The following is a 22,134-nucleotide window of genomic DNA, read 5'->3' as shown; positions in this document are numbered from 1 at the left end:
ATAGTCTATTGATTGTCTTAGAACAAGTAAAATTTAGATATTGATCGTTGATGAAAGTTGAAATTTTAAATCCATAAAATAGAATCAAAAAAATGGGAAAAGGAAGAATAAAACTCGGAATGCTCGGAGGAGGCAAAGGAGCATTCATCGGGATTGCACATAGAATCGCGGCCTACATGGGTGAGCGATACGAATTGGTAGGAGGGGCATTTGACTCTGATTACGACAAGGCATTGGAGTTTGCCAGTGACTTGCAGTTGGACGCCAGCCGTGTTTATCCAGATACCGAAACTTTGATCAAAAAGGAAAATCTCTTGCCAGAGTCAGAGCGAATAGAAGTAGTTTCTATCGTGACGCCCAATTTTCTGCATTTTGACATGGCAAAAAAGCTACTCGAAGGGGGCTTTCACGTAGTCTGCGAGAAGCCAATGACGATGACTTCTGCAGAGGCAGAGATTTTGGCAGATTTGGTCAAGTCTAGTGGCAAGCAATTGTGCCTGACTCATACATACACAGGCTATCCGATGGTACGTCAGATGAAAACCATGATCGCTGCTGGTGAGGTAGGAACCATCCAGAGAGTAGACGTGCAGTACTACCAAGGGTGGATCAATCCTTTGATTCATGATGAGAAATTGCGAAAATCTATCTGGAGACTCGATCCGAAAAGAGCAGGGATATCTAGTTGCATGGGAGACATTGGTGTGCATGGTTTCAACCTCGTGGAATACACGACAGGGATCGAAATCACTGCTGTGCTGTCGGATTTGAATACACTGTACAAGGATAACACACTGGATGTAGATGGTACAGTGTTGTTGCGTCTAGCAGGCGGTGCAAAGGGGGTTTTGCGTTCGAGTCAGATCGCTACGGGCGAAGAAAATAACATCATGATCATGGTCTATGGTGATAAGGGAGCCTTGAAATGGCAGCAAGAGAATCCCAACGAGCTGACTTTGCTCAAAGAAAACCACCCACTTCAAATCCTGAAGCCTGGTCATAGCTACAATGCACAATTCACCAAGGACAGTACCAAGATGCCTCCTGGTCACCCAGAGGGGATATTTGATGCGATGGGCAACCTCTACCGTGGGATGGCCAAAGCTGTAAGAGGTGAAAAACTGGAGAATGGTGAGTTTCCTACAGTGCAAGACGGGGTAAGAGGGATGCACTTTATAGAAAAAGTTGTCAAATCAAACAAAGACGGTAACGTCTGGATTACAATATGATGAAAACAATCAAAGGGCCTGCGGTCTTCTTAGCCCAATTTTTAGGAGATGAAGCACCCTTCAACAATCTAAAAAACATCTGCGAATGGGCGGCTGGTTTGGGCTACAAAGCGGTACAAATCCCAGCATGGGACAAGCGTGTCATTGATATAGAAAAGGCAGGTGCCAGTCAAGAATATTGTGACGAAATCCAAGCTACTGTGAGAGCAGCTGGATTGGAAATCTCAGAGTTGTCGACCCATTTGCAGGGGCAGTTGGTGGCAGTACACCCAGCTTATGACAGCATGTTTGACGGTTTTGCGCCAGCCCATCTCCATGGCAAGCCCAAGGAGCGCACAGAGTGGGCAATCAATCAGGTCAAGTCTGCGGCCAGTGCCAGCAAGCATTTGGGATTGAGTGTCATGGCTACTTTCTCAGGGTCGCTGCTCTTTCATACGATGTATCCTTGGCCACAGCGACCTGCTGGATTGGTAGAGGTTGGATTTGAGGAGTTGGCGAAGAGATGGCTGCCGATATTGGATCATTGTCATGCGCAAGGGGTCGAGTTGTGCTATGAGATTCATCCTGGAGAAGACTTGCACGACGGAGTGACATTTGAGCGATTCTTGGAGGCAACCAATCATCATCCATCGGTCAAAATGCTCTATGATCCGAGTCATTTTGTGCTACAGCAACTGGATTATTTGCAGTACATTGATATTTACCATGAGTACATTCGCATGTTTCATGTCAAAGATGCTGAGTTCAACCCATCGGGTAGATCAGGTGTCTATGGAGGCTATCAGGACTGGATCGACAGACCTGGGCGATTTCGCTCTTTGGGTGATGGACAGGTAGACTTCAAAAGCATTTTTACCAAACTGAGTCAATATGGCTATGATGGCTGGGCTGTGATGGAGTGGGAATGCTGTATCAAATCACCAGAGCAAGGAGCCAAAGAAGGGGCTCCCTTCATCGCTAGTCATATCATCGAGGTGACTGACAAGACTTTTGACGATTTTGCAGGAGGAGATACTGATGAAAAGCAACTGAAGAAAATTCTCGGATTGGGAAATTGAATCAAAATATTGTTTTGTGAGATCTTAAGAGGAACTGCTTTGTGAAGACAATTGCAGTTTCTTGTCAAATACAACAGTTCGATTGTTATGGTGGGTATTATCCACGGCGGAATATTCTTGTAATCGTTTTTCCTATTTCGTCAAGTTTCTCGAGAGATTCAATCAATGTAGGATCCTTCAAATTTAATTTTGAAGAGTCTCTTACACCAGTCTGCATGGGATATATCAAGATGTAACTCGTGTCTTTGAAGTACTTGTTTAGATATCTAGGGATTTTGCTCATGTAGCTGTGGTATGAAGGCTTGTCCTTCCTGCTTAGGACAATGATTAAATTGTTATCTTTGTTAGCTTCTTTTGTAAGAATTAGAAAGTCATTCCAATCATTAAATTCTATAAATTCGGTTGTTATTGGATGTTTTGATTGGACTTTCTCTATAAAGTCTAATGTTTCCTTTGTTGCATAAAAAACGAGTTTAGTGCTTGAGTTTTTTGCAATATTCCACACCTTGATTAGCCAAAATGGAAACCCGATTTCCTTTTCAGCATTTTCTGGAATCACAATGATATGCTTCTTGATGGTTCCTAAAGGCTGAACAGGCTTATAAATCAAAGTAGTGGTGTTGCATTTAGTCAAAAAGTCTTCTGTCAGCTCACCCAAGAAACTATCTGATAGCCCGTTTTTGATGTGAAGGCCTAAAATTAAAGCACTGATTTTTTGTTCCCTTATCACACTAATGATTCCATTTACAATATTCAAATCATAGCGGAGGAGTTCGTTCAAATGATTATCTGTAGCTGATGCGGTCACACTTGCTTTACTGAGGATTTTCTTGGCTTTTTTGTCAGCTGAGCCATCAGTTGTATTGTTGTCAATGATGCTGAGAGCATATAAGCCAGTCTTGTTGTTTTTTGATTTAATGGTAATACCTAAATTAATGAGCTCATCGGTTGTTTCTAAATTGCTGACGGGAATCAGAATTTTTTCTTGGGTGGCTTGATCTTCATCTGTTAGGTTCTCATTTGCTTCTGATAAGGCTATATTTGACGCCCCCTTTTGCGCTGCAAACGATGCAAGTGTGCAAGTGAAAAGGATCATCAAAATTGTCCCATTTAGAATACTATCACTTAGTAATCTTATGGGCTCTCCTGTTTCTGTCTCACCTAGAATGATATTATAGCCAACTAAAACTGCTGCTAGGGTAGCTGCGGCTTGTGCGTTGCTTAACCCAAAAATTAATCGTCGTTCGTCAGCAGATAGGCTAAATGTCTTTTGAGTAAGCCATGCAGCAAGGAATTTTGCAGTAGTTGCTACGGTGATCATCACTATGGCAACTTTGATAGTCTCTAGATCTTTGAAAAAGGCCTGGTAATCTATCAACATTCCCACTCCAATGAGGAAGAAGGGAATGAAAATCGCATTGCCCACAAAATCAATTCTATTCATCAATGGCGAGGTGTGAGGGATCAGCCTATTCAGCGCCAGACCTGCCATAAAAGCACCAATTATGGCTTCAATCCCCGCCAATTCAGCCATGAGAGCACCAAGAAAGACCATGACCAGAACGAAAATATATTGAGATGCATTGTCTTCAAAACGTTTGAAAAACCATCGTCCAAGAATGGGAAAGAGGAACATGACGGTAAATCCAAAGATGAGAATTGATACGGATAATCTTATCCAGAATTCAGCATTGACCTCCCCTGTAGTCATATCCACTACAATAGCAAGTACTAGCAAGGCCAAAGTGTCAGTGATCATGGTGCCCCCGACAGTGATGTTTACCGCCTTGTTTTTTGAAACACCTAACTTGCTAATTAAAGGGTAGGTAATAAGTGTATGTGATGCAAACATACTTGCTAATAGCACAGAGGTAAAGGTTGAGAACCTTAGAATGTAGAGTCCTGTCAAAGTACCTAAGATCATGGGGATAATAAAAGTGTACAATCCAAAGACTAAGCTTTTCTTTCTGTTTTTTTTGAAATCTACAAGGTCTATTTCCAAGCCCGCAAGGAACATAATGTACAAAAGCCCAGCTGTCCCAGAGAGAATAATACCACTGTCTCGCTCCATCAAGTTGAAACCATTGGGGCCAATGACCGCACCTGCTATGATTAGTCCAAGCAGATGAGGTATTTTTATTTTGTTAAGAATGATCGGGGCAAACAGAATGATGACCAATATCAAGAAGAATTTTAATACTGGATTGGTCAACGGTAATGTTGTTTCAAATAGGCTCAATACTATCATTCACTCTCATTTTTTGAAAGGTTTCGGATCATGTGCTACAGGGTGTTTATATGCTTTACTTGGTTCTATAATTTATAGGAAATCCACTTGAATTTAGACAAATATTAGCATCTATTGTTAGACTTTTGATCTAGCTGAGCTTTTAACGAAACCTGAATGTGGATAGTTGGGTTGGGGAGACTCAACTGAGTAAATACATCCTGTAAACTTATATTTTCGTAGGTCAGAGATCCGACGAAATGGAACTTAAGAAAATCCTAGGGTTGTAGCAGGTCTGATTGTCTGGAATTATGATTAACGAGATTACTTCAAGTAATCTCGTTAATGAATTTGTTTAAACTTTGTTAGAACCTTTTACGATGTCTTTGTAAATGTTCTTGTCTTTATTAGATTCTTCGCTAGTTTCGTAGGCATTCATGGCGTGAATGTAGTACTTCTTAGCGTCTAGATTTCGACTGAGCGTCATGTACACATCTCCCATATTCAACAAGTCTTTGTAACTAGGATTTTCTTTTTCTTCTACGAGGGAGATGATCTTTGTAAGACACGCTTCGCCTTTGTCTCTGTGCTTTTCAGCAAACTTGATGGGCAAATGGTAATCTGTGAAAAGCAAAAGGTGTGTATTCGCCTTGGCGATGAGGTAGCTTGTGCTTTCTGGATCCAGAGTCAATGCTTCGTTAAAGTTGATCAGAGCTTCTTGTTCCTTGCCTTTGGAGTGGTGCAATGCCAGACCTTTGTAGTAGTAGCCATCAGCAGTCTTGTTGTCCAATCGGATAGACTCATCAGCAAATGCCTCCAATTGATCATAATCTTTGGATCTCGCCAGACATTGGCATCCCAAAAGTACCAATTCAATGTTGTCAGGATCACTTTTCAATTCAACAACGATTTTATTTAATGTTGGCTTCACCTTGCCAGAAAAATACAGAGCCTTTAGCGACTCATTGATGTTTGTTCTTTCCACGTTCCCTTTTCCCTCTTTACTCATTTTTAATTAATTCTAATTCTTTCCTTTCTTGAATAAACACCTCTGCGACGGTTGGTAGGACCAATAGACAATCCATGGAGTGAAGCCAGATTTGTCCTACATAGTCCAAAACCTGTATTGTTGGAGATGCAAGCTCATGCCAATTTTGTACTTGACAGAGTTACAAAGGTACTACTTGGATTTTGAGATGACACCCCCTTATGGGTTTTAATCGTGTGGATGTCTCAAATGAAGGGGGAAATAAGTCTTTCTCCTCGTTGATGCAGAATATAAATAGTACAAGGTTTCGATTGCAACAAGACTTAGAGTGTTTGCTGGATAGATTGGATTACAGATGTCAGACAAGTTTTTTCTCTCAAAATGACTCTCCGATTCGGAAGTTGAGACTCCAGTCGTCTTTGCCTACGGCAGCATCTAGACCGATGTTGAATTTCACTGTTTTGAAAGCTCGGTAGCGGTAACCTACACCCAAGCCTGGGTAGAGTTTCCAGTTGAAGTCATCGGTGTCTGAGCCGTATAATGTAGCCAAACCAGCAAAACCTACTACGCCCATTTTTTCTCTAAAATTGAAACGGTACTCTCCCTGCAAGGCCATGATGCCGTCACCTCTGTATTTGCCCTCCGAGTAGCCCCGGATATCCTTGCCTCCGAGGGTCTGTTGCTGCTGAAAGGCAATGTCTCCCACTCCAAATTGACCAGAAAACCTCGCTGCAAATACATCTTTGTCCTGCCTGGTTGAGAAGTACTGGTTGTATTCAGCTACGACTTTGTTTGATGTCACATCATTGCCAAACCACTCGCCATAATTGATCCATCTGAGGTTGATTTTTTTGCCATGGGAAGGATAGTAGAATGCGTTTCTGCTGTCATGCAAGGCGTTGATTTCTAGTCCATTGGTCTCCGTGATGGATTCAGGCAATACGTCATCTTCATAGTTGGTGTTGTAGTGAGCATAGGTATAGGAGACTCCTGCGTAGAGTTTATTGAAAAGCTGGCGCTGGATGCTTCCACTCGCCATGTATACCTTGGTGCCATAGTCATAGAATCCTGGAAACTCGAAATCATCCATGAAAAACTGAGAGTAGTAATCACCTCCAAAGGCAAAGAATTTAGCTCTCCATTTGTCTTCCGCAAAAAAGAACCTGTTGAATAGTGCCACAAAATAGGAGCCGTTGGTGGTGTAGATGGCCGAAATTCCAGACAGTGACTTTTGGGAAACTATGTCGTCTTTGTTGAGCTTGTACATAGACATAGGGATGGCACCTATCATGAGTTTCAGGTTTCTGTTGTAACTCAAATAGGGCATCACAGTAAAATCTACTTTCTTGATGCTATCAGGTTCATGCTGTCCGCCTTGGGACGATTGAGCAACAACCATTGTAGAAAAGATGACAAACAATACCAGGAGAGGGAGACGGTGCATATAGATTCTGTTTGGGTGGTGATTTGGATGTGGAAGTTAAACAACGGAAGCTGTAGCAGCAAAAGAGAATCAATAAACGGCTCTATTGAAGCAGTGATTTTTGTAGAGGCTTTTAGTTATTTGTGGAGATTTTTACCCAATCGGTTGAGCGGACTACACAGCGACGGATCGTGAATGTGGCAAATGGCAAGTTGGAAAGGATAAAAGCCTTCTTGGCGCAGTTATTGAGCGATTTTGGAGACAAAATAATTATTACAAGCAAGCTTGAGTTATCATTGCTGATCCGAAAGCGTTTGGCTTGATTTGGACTTTATGTCAGCGAAAAAGAACTACAAGGTTTTGAGGGTTATAGCTTGGGTCATGCTTGGCTTTTTTCTTTTGTTCACGGGAGTGGTACTATGGGTGCGCAGTCCTTGGGGTCAAGAGTTGATTGTGGGCAAGGCATTGGACTATGTTGCCCAAAAGACACAGACCAAAGTCTCTATCGGTCGCTTGTTCATTACTTTCTCTGGCAATGCCTACCTTGAGCAACTCTATGTAGAAGATCAGATGGGTGACACCCTGCTTTATTCCCGTGATTTGGAGGTTTCTGTCGCCTTTCTTCCCTTAATTTTTGACCATACCCTGAATCTGGATAAAGTAGAATGGTCAGGATTGAAAGCCACTGTATCCAAAGAGGATTCTACGGAGCAATACAATTTTGATTTTCTGATTCAGGCTTTTGCCAGCAAGGCAGATTCGAGTGTGGTGGAGGAGGAAGAAAGTACGCCGATGAAGTTTGAGATAGGTACCATTCGTTTCGATGATTTTGATCTGAAATACAACGATGAGGTCTTGGGCATCATCAGTGCGCTACAACTTGGGTCGCTCTACCTAGATGTAGATGTGCTCGATTTGGATAGTATGCGTTTTGAGTTGGATGAATTGACGATCCGTGATACCCGATTGTTCTATAGACAAACCAAAAGTACTGAGTCAGATTCCCTATCTGATGAGGAAAATGAGAAGTCCAGCCAATTACCCTTCTTTTCGGTTCATGAATTGGTCTTGGATCGAGTCGATTTGTCCTATGTGCAACCGATAGACTCTATGATGGCTCATGCAGCGGTCGGTCATTTGTCGTTGACCGACCCAGTGGTGAATCTATCAGATCGCCAGATTGGGTTGGAGCGCTTGGTATTGGAGCATTCTGACATCAGCTATCAGACTCGGACACCGCGACCGGTGGTGCAGCAAGATTCCACAGAGCGAGAAACAGCCGTTGCATTCCAATGGCCAACTTGGCAAGTGGTAGTCAAAGAGATCGATATGGATGACAATCAGCTTTTTTATCAAGCTGGTGACCAGCCAGTCACTGCGGGAGTTTTCAACTCCAATGCCATTTTGCTCAAAGATTTTCAGTTTCACGTGCAAGACATAAATCTCAAAGAAGGACAAGCACGGATGGATTTGCAACAGTTGGCTTTTAGAGAGGGAAGCGGACTGAATCTCAAGCAGCTGGCTTTTGGCTTGAATGTAAGCAACCAAAGCGCACACTTGCAGGGGTTTAAATTGGCCACTGATCTCAACACGCTCCAAGCAGATGTTTCTCTCCAATATCCATCTCTGGATCAGTTGATCAATGCCCCACTTTCGGTGGATGCTCATTTGAGTGTTTCACAGATGCAGTTGGCATTGTCAGAAGTCTATTTGTTTTTGCCTGATTTGGCGGCCAATAGTACCGTGCCCGCAATTGCGAAACGCCATGTGACTGGCGTGTTGGATATCAGAGCTTCGCAGGAGCAGATAGTGATCAGTGAGTCACGCGTGGACTGGGGTGAGACCACGGGTGTAGTGTTGAATGGCAAGGTGGCGTATCCATTGAACAGTGTGCGCCTGCGATTTGATCTGGATCAAATGGATGTGCATACTCGACGAGAAGATGTGGAGGCAATATTGGGACAGCAAGATTGGGGAATTCATATCCCAGATACGATCGAGATGAAAGGCAAAGTTGTCGGAGGATTGGATCAAGTACAACTCAATACCCTCATCCATAGCTCAGATGGACAGATTGCTTTGGAAGGTAATTTCTCCAAGAAGGATAAGACGGTCGTAGATGCCACTATGGATGTCAAGGATTTGAATTTGGGAAAAATCTTGCAAAACGACAAATTGGGATTGATGAGTTTTGGTGTACAGGCCAAAGGACAAGGAAAGGATTTTGAGACACTAGAGGGACAATTGACTACTCAATTCACTGCGTTGCAGCTCAACAAAAGAGATTATTCAAATTTGACACTCAGCGCAGAGGTGATCAATCGCGTAGCTCACCTTGATCTGTCAATCGATGACAAGTTCATCCAAATGTCGCTAGATGCAGACCTGTTCCTCGAAGACCATCGCAAAGAATTGGATATGATGCTAGACCTCAAAGGGATTGATTTGTACGAGTTAGGATTTACTGATCAGGAGATTCGAAGCAAAATGCAATTCAGAGCCAATGTGGTCATGCTGGATACGACCGCCGTTCGATGGACCGCATCGATTAGAGATGGAATCACCATCTATGATGGCGAAAGCTACTCTTTTGGTAGTTTTGAGATGAGTGGAGACATGAGTGACGATACCACCAATCTCCAACTCAATAGCAGAATTTTGCAAGCCAAGATGGTGGCCAATACCAATCCAACGCAGCTGATAGCAGCTCTAGGGAGGCATTTTGAGAGTTATATGCAAGATAGCCTAGCCATGGATGCTGGATATCGCCCCGTTGTGATGAGATTGGATTTGGGAATCGAAGAGACCCCACTGTTGCAGGATGTGCTGTTGGAAGGTTTGGAGCGATTGGATTCGATCATGGGTCATGTGGTATTTGATGAGGCACAGCACAAATTGGAGGCGAAACTCAATGTGCCTTTTACCCAATATCAGGGGATCACCATCGATGACGTAGAGCTGCGGGTCAATTCTGACCGAGAGCAGATGAACTTTTCACTGGCTTGGGATGAAGTGGTGATGGAGCCGCTGTTAATAGAGCGTACGAGTATTGATGGATTGATCCAAGACCAGCAGCTAGTGCTGGACTTCAATGCTTACAACCAAGAAGAATTGCTCGTGCATATCAAAACGATGATCCGCATGGAGCATGATACGTTGATTTATCATTTGGATCCAAAAGGGCTGGTGATCAATCGCCTACCATGGACAATCCCAGAGACCAATGAGCTGCGTGTGGCCAAAAATCATGTAGATTTTACGGATTTCAAATTGACCAGAAACCAACAAAGTTTGCAACTCACCAATAAGTTGTCGCGAATAAAACAAGAGCATCTTGGATTGGTTTTGGACAATTTCAATGTGGCTACTTTGACTAGCTTCCTAGATGGAGGGGATACATTGGTAGCTGGGAGGATGGGTGGAAACCTGATTTTGGTCAATCCCTTTGGTCAGAGGGGACTACTGGCAGACCTGCAAATCTATCAGTTAAAAGCTATGAATGTGCCTTTAGGGGTATTGAAACTGGAAGGCTCTGCCAAAGGCAAGTCTAACTACGATTTTGACTTGTCTATTGAGGGTGAAAATCTTGAGATGGATTTGGCAGGCGAGTATTTTGCTGCGGAATCGGGTCCGCAGATGAATTTGGATCTGGCACTGCGAAAATTTGAAGTACAGACGATGGAGCGATTTTCGAAGGGTCATTTAACGGATGCCACAGGGACACTGACAGGTAGAGCCAAGTTTCGGGGGACGACTACAGCGCCTAAATACCACGGGAGTTTCCAGTTCAAGGATGTGGCTTTTTTAGTCTCTGCGATTGATGCACGCTTTACATTGCCCAATGAAACCATCAAGTTTAACCAAGAACAAATCAGCTTGAATGATTTTACGGTCAAGGATGAAAAGAATAATACCTTCAAGATTGATGGACGTGTGTTGACCAAGGACATGACCAATCCAGGGTTTGATCTGACGATGACGGCCAAGAATTTTCATGCTTTGGATTCCAAACAAGGTGACAATGAACTTTTTTATGGCAAGGTCAACCTAGATGCGGATTTGAGCGTCAAGGGAAACCTCACAGTACCAGTGGTCAGAGGCAAGCTCAATATCAATGAAGGGACTAATTTTACCATCATTGTTCCGGAATCAGAACTGGATATCAAAGAACGAGACGGAGTTGTGCTGTTCGTCAACAAGGAGAACCCCGATGATATTCTAACCAGAGGAGGCGAAGAAGAACTCTCAGCCAAGACACTCAAAGGCTATGATATCAATACTGTCCTGTCAATCAACGAAAAGTCAACGTTCAAAATCATCATCAATGAGCGCACCAATGACAACCTGGAAATAGCGGGTAAGGGCGATTTCAATTTGGGCTTAGCACCGAATGGTCGTACGACATTTACAGGTAGGTATGAAATAGGCAAAGGACACTACAAGGCAAGTTTGTTCAATCTCGTGACCAAGGAATTTGACATTGCTCCAGGCAGTCGTATCGTTTGGAAGGGTGATCCCCTAGATGCCGAACTGGATGTAAGGGCCATATACAAGATCACGACTTCCGCAGCTCCATTGATGTCCCTCAAGACCTCTGGGCAAGGCACGGAGGTGACCAATTTGTACAACCGTCGGTTGCCATTTTTGGTGTATCTCAACGTCAAAGAAGAATTGTTGAAACCGGCCATTTCTTTTGAGCTAGACATGCCCAAGGATGAACAAAGTACATTTGGCGGGGAGGTCTATGGACAAATCAAGCAGCTCAATGAACAAGAAGAAGAACTCAACAAGCAGGTCTTTTCTCTATTGGTGTTGGATCGTTTCTTTCCAGCCTCGGGGAGTGATGGGAGCAGTGGTGGTTCTGCTGCCATCGCGAGAGAAAACGTCTCACAGGTTTTGTCCAGTCAGCTCAATAGTGTTTCGGACAAAGTGGTTGGAGACTCTGGATTTGAATTGGATTTCAATGTCGATAGCTACACGGACTACCAAGGAGGGGACTCACAAAGTCGTACCCAACTCGACATCAATGCCAAGAAAAAACTACTGGATGATCGCATGATAGTACAGGTAGGCAGTGATGTCAACATCCAAGGGAGTGACCCCAACCAACAAGGAGCACCACTGATAGGCAATGCCAGTGTGGAGTATCTTTTGACCGAAGATGGCCGCTACCGTGTCAAGGGATTTAGCAAAGATGAGTTTGATACAGTGATAGACGGACAGTATATGGTGACGGGGGTGGCATTTAGCTTCAATCGAGAATTCAATAAATTTCGAGAGCTTTGGGAAAAAAGTGCTGCGGAAGAAAAAAGGAAAGAGGAAGAGGCCAAGAAAAAGGAAGCACAAGACGATCAAGAATCCGAGGATACAAAAACAAGTAAGAAAGAGTCTAAAAAGAAAGAGAAGCATTGAAATTCCCCATCATCATATTGAGTTTATCATTTGTGACCCTATTGGGCGGATGTAATGCCCTGCGCTATGTACCAGAGGACGAGCAACTCTATACTGGAGCCAAAGTCAAGTTGGTAGTTCCAAATGATGTGAAGAACGTCAAAAGCGTACGTCAGGAGTTGCAAACCCTGCTACGACCCGAACCCAACACTAAAATATTGGGAGTGAGATTGGGCTTGTATGCACATTATAAAACAAGAGAGGGAAAGGGAGGTTTTTATTACAGATTTCTGAATAAGAAACTAGGAGAGGAGCCTGTGTATATGTCACACGTCGATCCATCCAAAACAATGGATCTGATAGACAATAGATTAGAAAATAGGGGTTTTTTCAGGAGTGAAATTTCTTCATCAATACGGGCCGGGAAGAAGACTGCGAGCTTGAGGTATGAGGCAATAGCCAACGAACCCTATACTTTGGCTTCCTACCAATTGGATAATGATACGCTACCTATCTATCAGGAAATCAACCGATTGCTAGAAGATACAAAGCTCACTCCAGGTGTCAGATTTGATTTGTCTCAATTCAAAACGGAGCGAGAGCGCATCGACGCAGAGCTCAAATCCATAGGTTACTTCAATTTCAATGATGCCTTTTTGATTTTTGAGGCAGACACCAACCAAGTCGAGGACAAGCAGTTCAACCTGTTTTTGCGGCTGAAGAGGGATGTACCTGCAGCTTCCATAGTTCCCTACGAAATCACCGATATCCATGTCTACCCGAAGTATTCGATTGATGATGATGTGGTTTTGCAGGATTCAGTCAGATTTGACAGTGTGCTTTATGTTCAGGATGAGCTGTTTTTCAAACCCAAACATCTGTCTTCCTACCTGTTGTTGAACCGTGGCAAACTATACAGTCCTAGTGATGCCAAGATCACTAGTAATAGGCTCTCGTCTATCGGTACCTACAAGTATGTCAATATAGATTTTGAGGAGTTACCCTTGTCGATCGATGATACTTTGGGTCAGCTCAAGACCAATATCTACCTCTCTCCGATGAGTAAGCGATCCCTGCGGACAGAAATCCAAGCTGTCATGCAATCCAATAATTTTGCAGGGCCAGCACTGACCGTGACCTATACCAATCGCAATATTTTCAAAGGAGGAGAAAAATTTGACATATCTGGCAGTGTAGGGTACGAGGCACAGGTACTCAATGGTAGCAACGATGGATTGACCAGTACACAGTTGAGTGCCAACACTGATTTGATCATCCCACGATTGGTGTTTCCAGTCAATCTGGTAGATCGATTCAAGTATGGGATACCCAAAACCAAAATTGCTTTGGGATTTGAATACCTAGACAGGAGCAGCTATTACAATTTGTATTCCTTCTCAAGTACCTTTGGTTATTCTTGGCGAGCCAGCAGACAGGTTTCTCATACCATTAATCCCATCAGTATCAATTATGTGAACCTGGCCAACACCTCTGCTGAGTTTGAGGAGATTTTGGATGAAAATTCTTTCTTGAAGAACAGTTTCGAGCAGCAGTTTATCGCGGGCCTGACGTATCAGTTTACTTACAATCAGCTTGTAGATTCCAGACTCAATGCCATCCTGCTCAAGGTGAATCTGGATTTGGCAGGCAATACCATTGATTTGATAGAGAGCAGTGTGAATGAGGATACTGGTCCTATTCAGTTTTTGGGATTGGAGTATGCGCAATATTCACGGATGGAAATTGACCTGCAAAATCATCTCAGAATAGGTAAGTCTGATGTCTTGGTGGCAAGAGTGTACGGTGGACTGGGTTATGCCTATGGCAACTCTACGACGATGCCTTATTCCAAACAATTTTTTTCAGGAGGACCTTACAGCGTTCGGGCATTTCGGATTCGGTCGTTGGGGCCAGGTACCTACGATCCGAGTCTGACGGGTGAAGATACCTATTTCGATCAGTCAGGGGATATCCGACTGGAGGCCAATCTGGAGTATAGATTTCCTATCATCTCATTTTTGAAGGGAGCCGTATTTATGGACGCAGGCAATGTCTGGTTGGTCAGAGAGGATGACGAGTTGCCAGGGTCGCAATTTTCTCCCAATTTTTTGAGTGAACTGGCGATCGGTACTGGTGTGGGAGTGAGAGTAGATATTCAAGGTTTTGTCATCCGACTGGATTGGGCAGCACCGATCAAGAACCCCACTTTGCCAGCAGGAGATCGTGTGGATTTCAATCTCAAAAAATCCATCCTCAATTTTGCCATTGGGTATCCATTCTAATCAAAAAGTGGCAGCATATGACTATGGATTTAGGGCATTTATTTCGTCATACAACTTGCCAGTAGACCATTTCAATTCGCCTAGGGATTGTTGGTATTTGGACTGTAGCTCTATCAGTTTTATCTGTCCCAATAGCTTTTTGTTTTCTCTGCTATTGAGTAAGAATACTGAACTCTCTCCATTTTCGAACATGACTTGTTCGGCTTGCAACATCTTTTCGTAGTTGACTTGAATGTCTTTTTGCTGTTCGATCATTTCCTCTAGCGTATATACCTTGTTGTAACCCTGCTGAATTTTGTTGATTACTTCTCTGGTTTTTTGGTTGATTTTGAGATCATACTCCTGTTGCTTGATTTTAATGATTTTCAATTTGGATCTCTCTTTTCTTATCAATAGTGGAAAGGCAAACTGTACACCGAATTTGTAATTGTTGGCATAGAATGATGACTCTAATTCACTTTGATCAGTCAATAGGAGGTTGTAGTTGACATCAATGATTGGCTTGAGTTGTTCCGAACTCAATTTTCTATCCAAATCCAGGATGTTGCTTTCAATAGATAATTGCTTGAGGTCAGGGTGGTTTATTATTGCCCAATCGAGATAGCTGTCCAATGCTAGATTTTGTGTCTCATCTTCGATTAATGGAGAAAAACTACTGAGATCCATGCTATCTGACCAGATAAAATTATTGAGAAGTAGTCTGCTATTTTGGAGGTCAAGTTCTGCTTGTCGCAGGTTGTTGATCCATTGCTGTACCTGAATGAGCATTTCCACACTGTCGATAGGAGCATTTTCGCCATTGATTGTTCCTTGTTTTATTCCTTCGAACCTTTCTTGGATTAGGCTCAAGTTGCTGCGAACTGCTTCTCTCTTTTGGTGACTTTCGAACCAATACCAATAGGCATAGTTGACATCCAAGAAAAGATTGTTGAGGACATTGTTAGCGTCATTTTCAAATGCTTTTTGTGTGAATTTACTTTTTTGGAGATTGATATTTCGCTCATTATGAATCAAGCCCTGACCAAGAGGTACTGATATCCCTGCATAGTATAGACCATCGGCGGGCACCTTGTGCTCTGGATTGAGGTAGGTTCCTTGGTTTCTCTCATAGCCAGCTTTCAGGTCTATATTGAGCAAGGTAGGGATCTTGACATAGGTATCCCATAGATCATAATAGTTTGTTCCGTCAAAGGTTTTTCGATCAAACCCCGAAACAATTTTGGGGTCAAAAGCACCTCTGGCTTGACTGACTGTCAATGATCCACGTTGATTCATCAGAATCGCTTGTTGAGCTATGGGGTGATTTTGTCGTACGTGTCGGTAGAGTTCATCCAATGTCAGATAATGGATAGAATCCATTTGAGCATTAGCAACCCAAGGCAGCAACAGGACTAAAAATGTGAATATCCTAAGGTTGTTCATTTTCCTTTTTTGTCTTTTGTTGGATTGGCCTCTTCTACATAAAAGTCTGGAGGAAAACCATTCAAATTTCTCCATAATTCGTACCAAACGGGTACGTTTTTGAGCAAGGCTATGCCATAGGTTCCTGACCCTAGTCTCAGCAGCTTAGGCCAAGGGGCTGTATCAGGGTCTGGCGCGACCAGTACTCTAAATTTCCCATTGGGGCTGGCGGCTTTGTCGTAGGCAAATATGCGGCCTGTGTAGGTACCAAAGGACATTCCAGGCCACCCATTGAAGACCAAGGCTGGCCATCCGTCAAATTGCAGTTGGACTTTTCTACCTTCTTGTATCAGAGGCAAATCAATAGGTCGCACGTACATCTCGACCGCCAAGTCAAAGTTGGTCGGGATGAAACTAAATATAGATTCTCCTTCTTTGACAGTCTCTCCGATACCTGTTATAATGGCCTTGGTGACATAGCCATCTTGTGGTGCCGTGATATAATAAAATCCAGATCGTTTGGAATAGTTGGACTGCTGGATGGATAGTTTGTTGTAGTCACTTTCTGCCTCTAGTGCACTAGAGAGCGCAGACAATCTATCCGATTTGGCTTTGGCGATCTTTTCGCCGAATTCATTTCTGACTATGTTGAGGTTCAATTTCGCATTGATGTACTCATTTTTACTAGACAACCATTTGTTTTCAATAGATGTTTTTTTGTAAAGAGTCTCTTGCAGTGTTTGCTTGCGTTTTTCTAGTTCGGTCAGCGATTTTAACCCTTGGTCATAGAGTTTTTGTTGCCGATCAAATTGCTTGAGAGCGATATCATAGTTAATCACCGCCGTCTGATAGTCTATGCTGTCGGACTCAACTTTTAATCGCGATTGGTAATAGTAGTTTTCAGCTTGCTCCAGTTTTAATTTTTGGTTGCGGTGCAAGGCATTAATTTGATCCAAAAGCGCGGCTGCTTTTTCGGTATAGGTAGATATGGATGCCTTTTTGGCATCTGTCTGATTGGCGGATCTCTCGATCAGCTGCGGATCTAGGTACTCTGATTTCATCTCTGAGATGAAAACAATGGTGTCTCCTCGATTGACCAATTGCCCTTCACTGACATACCACTTTTCTACTCTACCAGATATCATAGAGTGAATGTTTTGCTCTCTGTTTTCTGGGCGGAGTGTGGTTAGTTTTCCTCTTGCTCTTATGTTTTGCGTCCAAGGCAAAAAGAGAATGACGATACTTAGAATCAGTAATCCTAAAAGCAAATAGACCAATCTGCGTGAGGCAGATTTTTCCATGACATCTTGATATGCAGATTGATCCTTGAGAATTTCATCCCGATCTATTGGATTGTTGGATATGTTAAGCATTGGAGTCTTGATTTGTGTTGTTAGAATTCTGGCTGGTGATATCGACTATTTTGCCATATTCCATCGTGACGATTTTGTCGCAGCGAGTGAGCATGAGTGGATCATTGCTCACAGCAAGGAGCGTCCAGTTAGCATCGGGATTCGTCAAAATTTGACTGATTCTATTGCGATCTTCATAATCTAAACTCTGCAAGGTGTGATCCATGACGATCAGTTTGGGTTTTTCAGATAGGGTACGAACCAAGATTATTTTTTGTTTGATGCTGGTAGATAGGCCTTGTCCTTCTGGCTGAATCATCGTATTCAGACCCTTGGGAAGTTGCTTAAAGAAATCCCCAAGACCTACTTGCTCGATTGCCCAAAGGATGTCTTCCATCTGTATATCTTTTTTGCCAACTGTGATGTTTTCTTCTAGGGTACCAAAAAACAAATCTTGAAGACCCAAATTGTCCCCAATCACAGATCTGAAACTCATAATATTGATATCTCTCAAGGGGATGCCATTGTAGTGGATGGAGCCATCATAATCATTGTACAATCCAGCTATGAGCGAGAGTAAAGTGGATTTCCCGGATTCATTTATCCCAGTGATGCATATTTTTTCACCCACATCTACTTTGAGATTGACGCCATCAATAGTTGGCTTGTGATTGCCTGGATATTTGTATGTCAATCCAGTCAACTCTAGAGATACTCCTTTTCCTTTGGTGATTTCTTGGAGATCAATACCTTCTTCGCTTTCTGTTTCGATATCAGTTACTTGACCTAGTTTTTCTAATCCAGTCAATACGTCATAAACGGTCTCCATGCTGAGGATTAGTTTTTCGGAAGAGTTGAGGACAAGCAGAATGATGATTTCAGATGCCACAAATTGACCCAAGTTGATTTCTTGATTGATGACCAGTATGCTTCCCAGTATCAATAATCCACCAGTGACCATGGTTTTGAATGCTACTATATTCGAAAATTGAAGAATCAGAATATTAAAATGTTGCTTTCGGTATTTGAGATAATTGGATACGTAGGTATTCATTTTATCTATGTGCTGGGTAGTCTCTCCGGCCAATTTGAATGTCGCCATGACTCTGGCAATTTCTTCTAGCCAGTGTGCAACTTGGTATTTGTATTTTGATTCCATGATACTGGTTTTCAGTCCTTTGGGTCCAGTGATGATGAATATCAATGAAATTAACCCTATGAGAATCATTCCAAAAAAAACGAAGAATGAATGATAAAATGAAAGCAAGATCAATCCAAACAATATTTGGAGTATGGATGTCGATGCATCTATCAAAATTTTTGACAAACCTTTTTGAATATTCAGGGTGTCAAAGAATCTATTCATCAACTCAGGTGGATAAAAACCCAAGATGGATTCCATTTTGAACCTTGGAATGCGATAAGCAAACTCGAATGAAGCGCGGGTAAATATTCTACGCTGGAGGAGCTCTGTGAGAGACAGTTGCAAAATCTGGATGACCCCTGATGTAGCTACACCAATCACCACAATGAAAATAAGTAGACCCCATGAAGAGGAAAACTCGGCACTGATCACGAAACCTATGATAGCTTGTACACCCAGTGGTAGTGATAAATTGAGCAGGCCATTGAATATCGCATAAGCGTAAATAATAAAAATTTCCCTTTTGTCTAGTGACAGCATACTAAACAGCCTTTTGAGGGGAGTTATACTCGCCGACGAATCAGTACTTTTAGGATTGACAGAGTGACTACTCATCTTGGATTATTTTTTTAGTGAAGTTGTTTGAAGGTAAAATGGTTGATGAATTCATAAACTTGTAGTTCAATACTCACCGTTTTGGTTTTGGATATTTCGGTCAGTGAAGGCAGGTGTTTTGCAAAAAACACCTGCTGATGTGCCGTTTCCAGTACCATGCTTACCAACGCATGAGGATAGATATATTCAGGGTTGATTTCAATGATTACCAATGAGATTTTGTGACATAGCCCTTTGAATCCTTTGAATAATCCTTCATTATTGATTTCATCTACTTTTTTGGTCAAATAGATTTTGTCCGACTCGATCATTACCACACGCTTGAGCGAGGTTGTGTTGATGCCAGACAAATCCATGTTGAGATGGCCTTGGTCTACATGACAAAGAATCTTTAGAATTTCTTGGAGTTTGTTTTTGCTATCATTGATATGGTGAGTTTTGTGATCGATCATGTATTCCATCCATGCCCAATACCAAGACGTCAAGTAGACCAAGAACTTCAATTTGTTGTCAAAATACCTATAAATAGAAGCTTCGGAGGTAGCGATTTTTGCAGCTAGCTTTTTGAAAGTAAACTCTTCAAAACCTAACTGATCCAAGAGTTGTATGCCTTCGGATACAATTTTCTTCCCTAATTCTGTGCTCTGAGGGTCCTTGCAATAGAATTCTTGGCCTATCTGGAGAGTGATTGTAGACATGTTGTAAAAGTAAAATAATTATAAATGATAGTAAGACTATTATTATAAATATTATTACTCACAATCTGTAATTGTCTCGATCTCAGCAACCTGTTCACAGTTGGAAATTGGCTTCTGATTTAAGAGTAAATCTGGTCAGGAGTACAATGTTTTCCTTTCGTGATCTGTAGATTAGCGATTGGCGAGATCTTTGAATTCTACAGAGTTTTCGATTTCCTTGTCAAATGCCTCGACAAAGGCATTTTTGAAGATGTTGAAGACAATTTCCAAGACATTGGTTTGCACGTCGTTGAGATCACCCGATAGGTTGACTATCGTGGCAGTTTGATCCTTCTTTTGGTTTTCAGTGAGCTCGGTGACTACACCTACAAATGATTGCCATAGGGTGTTGAGCGTACCTTTGTCTTCCTTGAGGTCCACAATTTGCACTTCTTCTAGTACCGGTTTTATGTAGCCTTTGATCAACCCATCTCGCATAGCATATTCTCCCACGATGGCAAAGAAGCCTTTTTCGAAATCAAAGGAGGCATAGGCATTGGTGAAGTCGTTGATTTCGGTAAGGTTGATGGATTCGAGTTTGTAACTCAAATCCATGTCTGGCAAGGGTTTTAAGATATTGAGATCACCTGAGATATCGGCATGCCCTGTCTCGAATAGGGTGGCGGTAGTAGAGATAGTTGAGGGGAGGTCTTGTGTGTGGTCTTTGGCATTGGTGAGGTTGGTAGCGATCAGATGCCAATTGGTGATGGATAGGTTTACTGGAGGTTGGCTGCTCTTGTTTTCAAAATTTAGCTCGCCATCTTTGATTTCAAAGCGGTTGATCCTTACGGGAATCATGTCTAGTATGGGCTGAGTCCAGTCTGCATCTCCAGCTTGTTGTTCGCTTTTTTCTTCCCCATCGTTGAAATTCAACATGGGATGGTCCAAAAATATTTCGCCTACGATGGCGCCATCTAGTATCGCTCTCCATTCTATCGAGATATCCGTGAATGGCAGATTGACAAAGGGTTCTTCCACTTCGTTGGTGGTGATGAACACATCCAAGCTGTCAATCATGAGCGACCCACGGTAAATGACCAAATCTATGTCATCGATGGTGCACCGATAGTTGGGTAGTTGATTGATCCCATTTTCAAATTGATTTTTGATGAAATAGGGTAGCCAAAGTCTGAGTCCCAGTACGAGTATGGCAAAGCTGACGAGTATGGTTTTCTTATGTTTTAGCATGACAATAGTTTTGGGTGGACTGATTTATGAAACACATTTGCCAAAAAGCATTCCATACTTATGAAAAAAATATTTTCGGCCCTCAAATCCGTATTGTTGGATACCATCCAATCCAGTGGAGAACACAATCTTATGAATTCAGCTGCGGCGATTGCTTTCTATGCAATCTTTTCATTGCCAGGGTTATTGATCGCGGTGGTATTGACTGCAGGGGTTTTCTATGGGGATGATGCTGTACGTGGCGAGCTGTCTGGGCAGATCGCAAGATTCGTAGGGGATAGTACCGCCCAGACCATCGAAGATATCCTCAAAAACATCGAACTAAACCAAGGCAAGGGACTGCAATCAGCGGTTGGTATAGGTGTGTTGTTGTTTTCAGCTACTACTATATTTATGTCTCTGCAAGCTGCTTTGAACACCATTTGGGGCGTCAGAAGTGCGGGAAACAAGGTTTTGAGAGAGTTTGCACTGAACCGTGCCCTCTCATTTGGGATGATCGTGGCTTTGGGTTTGGTGCTTATTTTTTCGTTGTTGATGGATACATTGTTGACCGTGTTTTTGCAACCAATCCATCACTATTTGGAGGGAGTTGATACGGTCGCTTTGGAGCTCGCCAATGGTTTGTTTTCATTGCTGAGTGTGGTGTTTATTGTGATGATTTTATTCAAGTTTTTACCAGATGTAGAACTCAAGTGGAAGAATGTAACCATGGGTGCATTGATTACTTCAAGTCTATTGATATTGGGTAAATACTTGATCGGATTGTATATGAGTCAGAGCAATTTTTCCCAAACTTATGCTGCGGCTGGTTCTGTGGTGGTTTTACTCGTTTGGGTATTTTATTCCACAGTAGTGTTGCTGTTTGGGGCAGAATTGACCCGTGCGATTTTGAATTATCTGGGCTATCGAATTCTCCCATCGAGGGGTGCTGAGAAGGTCGAGCTTCGTGAGGTAGAGTTGGAGAGTTAGTTTGATATACCCCCATTTCATCCCGTCTATTATATCTCTAGGAAAACCTCTTAAATATTAGTTGTTGAGAGGAAAATTTTTAACATTCTGTAACATTTTTTTGTGAACAGAGTAATACCGAATGAACATT

Annotated in this window: 13 protein-coding genes; 5 read left to right on the top strand and 8 right to left on the bottom strand. The window is 42.5% G+C overall.

Annotated features, from left to right (window positions below; translation table 11 throughout):
- Positions 1-92 precede the first annotated feature (92 nt).
- Together N6H18_RS02100 and N6H18_RS02095 are read left to right on the top strand one after the other, a co-directional pair.
- A complete protein-coding gene (locus N6H18_RS02100; RefSeq protein ID WP_262310189.1) occupies positions 93-1,229 on the top strand; it encodes a Gfo/Idh/MocA family protein in 1,137 nt (378 codons plus the stop codon).
- Entirely contained in the window at positions 1,229-2,287 is a 1,059-nt protein-coding gene (locus N6H18_RS02095) for a sugar phosphate isomerase/epimerase family protein (RefSeq protein ID WP_262311572.1), read from the top strand. The genes N6H18_RS02100 and N6H18_RS02095 overlap by 1 nt, the downstream gene beginning before the upstream one ends.
- A 97-nt stretch (positions 2,288-2,384) precedes the next feature.
- Here N6H18_RS02095 and N6H18_RS02090 read toward each other — a convergent pair whose 3' ends face one another.
- The 3 genes from N6H18_RS02090 to N6H18_RS02080 form a co-directional block, all read right to left on the bottom strand.
- Positions 2,385-4,535: a cation:proton antiporter gene (locus N6H18_RS02090; protein WP_262310188.1), complete on the bottom strand. Its 2,151-nt coding sequence runs from the start codon at positions 4,533-4,535 to the stop codon at positions 2,385-2,387.
- 334 nt (positions 4,536-4,869) lie between these two features.
- Complete coding sequence (locus N6H18_RS02085) at positions 4,870-5,523, bottom strand: tetratricopeptide repeat protein (protein WP_262310187.1); 654 nt, start codon at positions 5,521-5,523, stop codon at positions 4,870-4,872.
- A gap of 355 nt (positions 5,524-5,878) precedes the next feature.
- A complete protein-coding gene (locus tag N6H18_RS02080; RefSeq protein WP_262310186.1) occupies positions 5,879-6,946 on the bottom strand; it encodes a BamA/TamA family outer membrane protein in 1,068 nt (355 codons plus the stop codon).
- A 312-nt stretch (positions 6,947-7,258) separates the two neighbouring features.
- On the opposite strand from N6H18_RS02080, the gene N6H18_RS02075 reads away from it, so the two are divergent.
- Together N6H18_RS02075 and tamL are read left to right on the top strand one after the other, a co-directional pair.
- On the top strand, positions 7,259-12,337 hold the full coding sequence (locus N6H18_RS02075) for a translocation/assembly module TamB (RefSeq protein ID WP_262310185.1): 5,079 nt from the start codon (positions 7,259-7,261) through the stop codon (positions 12,335-12,337).
- Positions 12,334-14,598 (top strand): translocation and assembly module lipoprotein TamL, encoded by a 2,265-nt coding sequence (gene tamL, locus N6H18_RS02070; RefSeq protein WP_262310184.1) that lies wholly within the window; start codon positions 12,334-12,336, stop codon positions 14,596-14,598. The genes N6H18_RS02075 and tamL overlap by 4 nt, the downstream gene beginning before the upstream one ends.
- Before the next feature lie 21 nt (positions 14,599-14,619).
- Here tamL and N6H18_RS02065 read toward each other — a convergent pair whose 3' ends face one another.
- The 5 genes from N6H18_RS02065 to N6H18_RS02045 all read right to left on the bottom strand — a co-directional run bounded on the left by N6H18_RS02065 (position 14,620) and on the right by N6H18_RS02045 (position 21,035).
- Positions 14,620-16,020, bottom strand: coding sequence for a TolC family protein (locus tag N6H18_RS02065; RefSeq protein ID WP_262310183.1), 1,401 nt, complete (start codon positions 16,018-16,020; stop codon positions 14,620-14,622).
- A complete protein-coding gene (locus N6H18_RS02060; RefSeq protein ID WP_262310182.1) occupies positions 16,017-17,372 on the bottom strand; it encodes an HlyD family secretion protein in 1,356 nt (451 codons plus the stop codon). The genes N6H18_RS02065 and N6H18_RS02060 overlap by 4 nt, the downstream gene beginning before the upstream one ends.
- The gene (locus N6H18_RS02055; protein ID WP_262310181.1) at positions 17,365-19,110 is read right to left on the bottom strand and encodes a peptidase domain-containing ABC transporter; all 1,746 of its coding nucleotides are present in this window, start codon (positions 19,108-19,110) and stop codon (positions 17,365-17,367) included. Before N6H18_RS02055 ends, N6H18_RS02060 begins: the two co-directional genes overlap by 8 nt.
- Before the next feature lie 14 nt (positions 19,111-19,124).
- Complete coding sequence (locus N6H18_RS02050; RefSeq protein WP_262310180.1) at positions 19,125-19,808, bottom strand: TetR/AcrR family transcriptional regulator; 684 nt, start codon at positions 19,806-19,808, stop codon at positions 19,125-19,127.
- 171 nt (positions 19,809-19,979) lie between these two features.
- Positions 19,980-21,035, bottom strand: a complete 1,056-nt coding sequence (locus tag N6H18_RS02045; RefSeq protein ID WP_262310179.1) for a DUF748 domain-containing protein — start codon at positions 21,033-21,035, stop codon at positions 19,980-19,982.
- A 60-nt stretch (positions 21,036-21,095) separates the two neighbouring features.
- Here N6H18_RS02045 and N6H18_RS02040 point away from each other — a divergent pair, with 60 nt between their 5' ends.
- The gene (locus N6H18_RS02040; protein WP_262310178.1) at positions 21,096-22,004 is read left to right on the top strand and encodes a YihY/virulence factor BrkB family protein; all 909 of its coding nucleotides are present in this window, start codon (positions 21,096-21,098) and stop codon (positions 22,002-22,004) included.
- Positions 22,005-22,134: the final 130 nt, after the last annotated feature.

This window comes from Reichenbachiella agarivorans (assembly GCF_025502585.1).
GTDB classification, from domain to species: domain Bacteria; phylum Bacteroidota; class Bacteroidia; order Cytophagales; family Cyclobacteriaceae; genus Reichenbachiella; species Reichenbachiella agarivorans.
Note: the sequence above shows the minus strand (reverse complement) of the source record. Positions and strands in the feature narration are given on the sequence as shown.

Excerpts from the sequence above, each read along its gene's own strand:
- N6H18_RS02100 (WP_262310189.1), top strand. The coding sequence starts at position 93 with ATGGGAAAAGGAAGAATAAAACTCGGAATGCTCGGAGGAGGCAAAGGA.
- N6H18_RS02095 (WP_262311572.1), top strand. The coding sequence starts at position 1,229 with ATGAAAACAATCAAAGGGCCTGCGGTCTTCTTAGCCCAATTTTTAGGA.
- N6H18_RS02090 (WP_262310188.1), bottom strand. The coding sequence starts at position 4,535 with ATGATAGTATTGAGCCTATTTGAAACAACATTACCGTTGACCAATCCA.
- N6H18_RS02085 (WP_262310187.1), bottom strand. The coding sequence starts at position 5,523 with ATGAGTAAAGAGGGAAAAGGGAACGTGGAAAGAACAAACATCAATGAG.
- N6H18_RS02080 (WP_262310186.1), bottom strand. The coding sequence starts at position 6,946 with ATGCACCGTCTCCCTCTCCTGGTATTGTTTGTCATCTTTTCTACAATG.
- N6H18_RS02075 (WP_262310185.1), top strand. The coding sequence starts at position 7,259 with ATGTCAGCGAAAAAGAACTACAAGGTTTTGAGGGTTATAGCTTGGGTC.
- N6H18_RS02065 (WP_262310183.1), bottom strand. The coding sequence starts at position 16,020 with ATGAACAACCTTAGGATATTCACATTTTTAGTCCTGTTGCTGCCTTGG.
- N6H18_RS02060 (WP_262310182.1), bottom strand. The coding sequence starts at position 17,372 with ATGCTTAACATATCCAACAATCCAATAGATCGGGATGAAATTCTCAAG.
- N6H18_RS02055 (WP_262310181.1), bottom strand. The coding sequence starts at position 19,110 with ATGAGTAGTCACTCTGTCAATCCTAAAAGTACTGATTCGTCGGCGAGT.
- N6H18_RS02050 (WP_262310180.1), bottom strand. The coding sequence starts at position 19,808 with ATGTCTACAATCACTCTCCAGATAGGCCAAGAATTCTATTGCAAGGAC.
- N6H18_RS02045 (WP_262310179.1), bottom strand. The coding sequence starts at position 21,035 with ATGCTAAAACATAAGAAAACCATACTCGTCAGCTTTGCCATACTCGTA.
- N6H18_RS02040 (WP_262310178.1), top strand. The coding sequence starts at position 21,096 with ATGAAAAAAATATTTTCGGCCCTCAAATCCGTATTGTTGGATACCATC.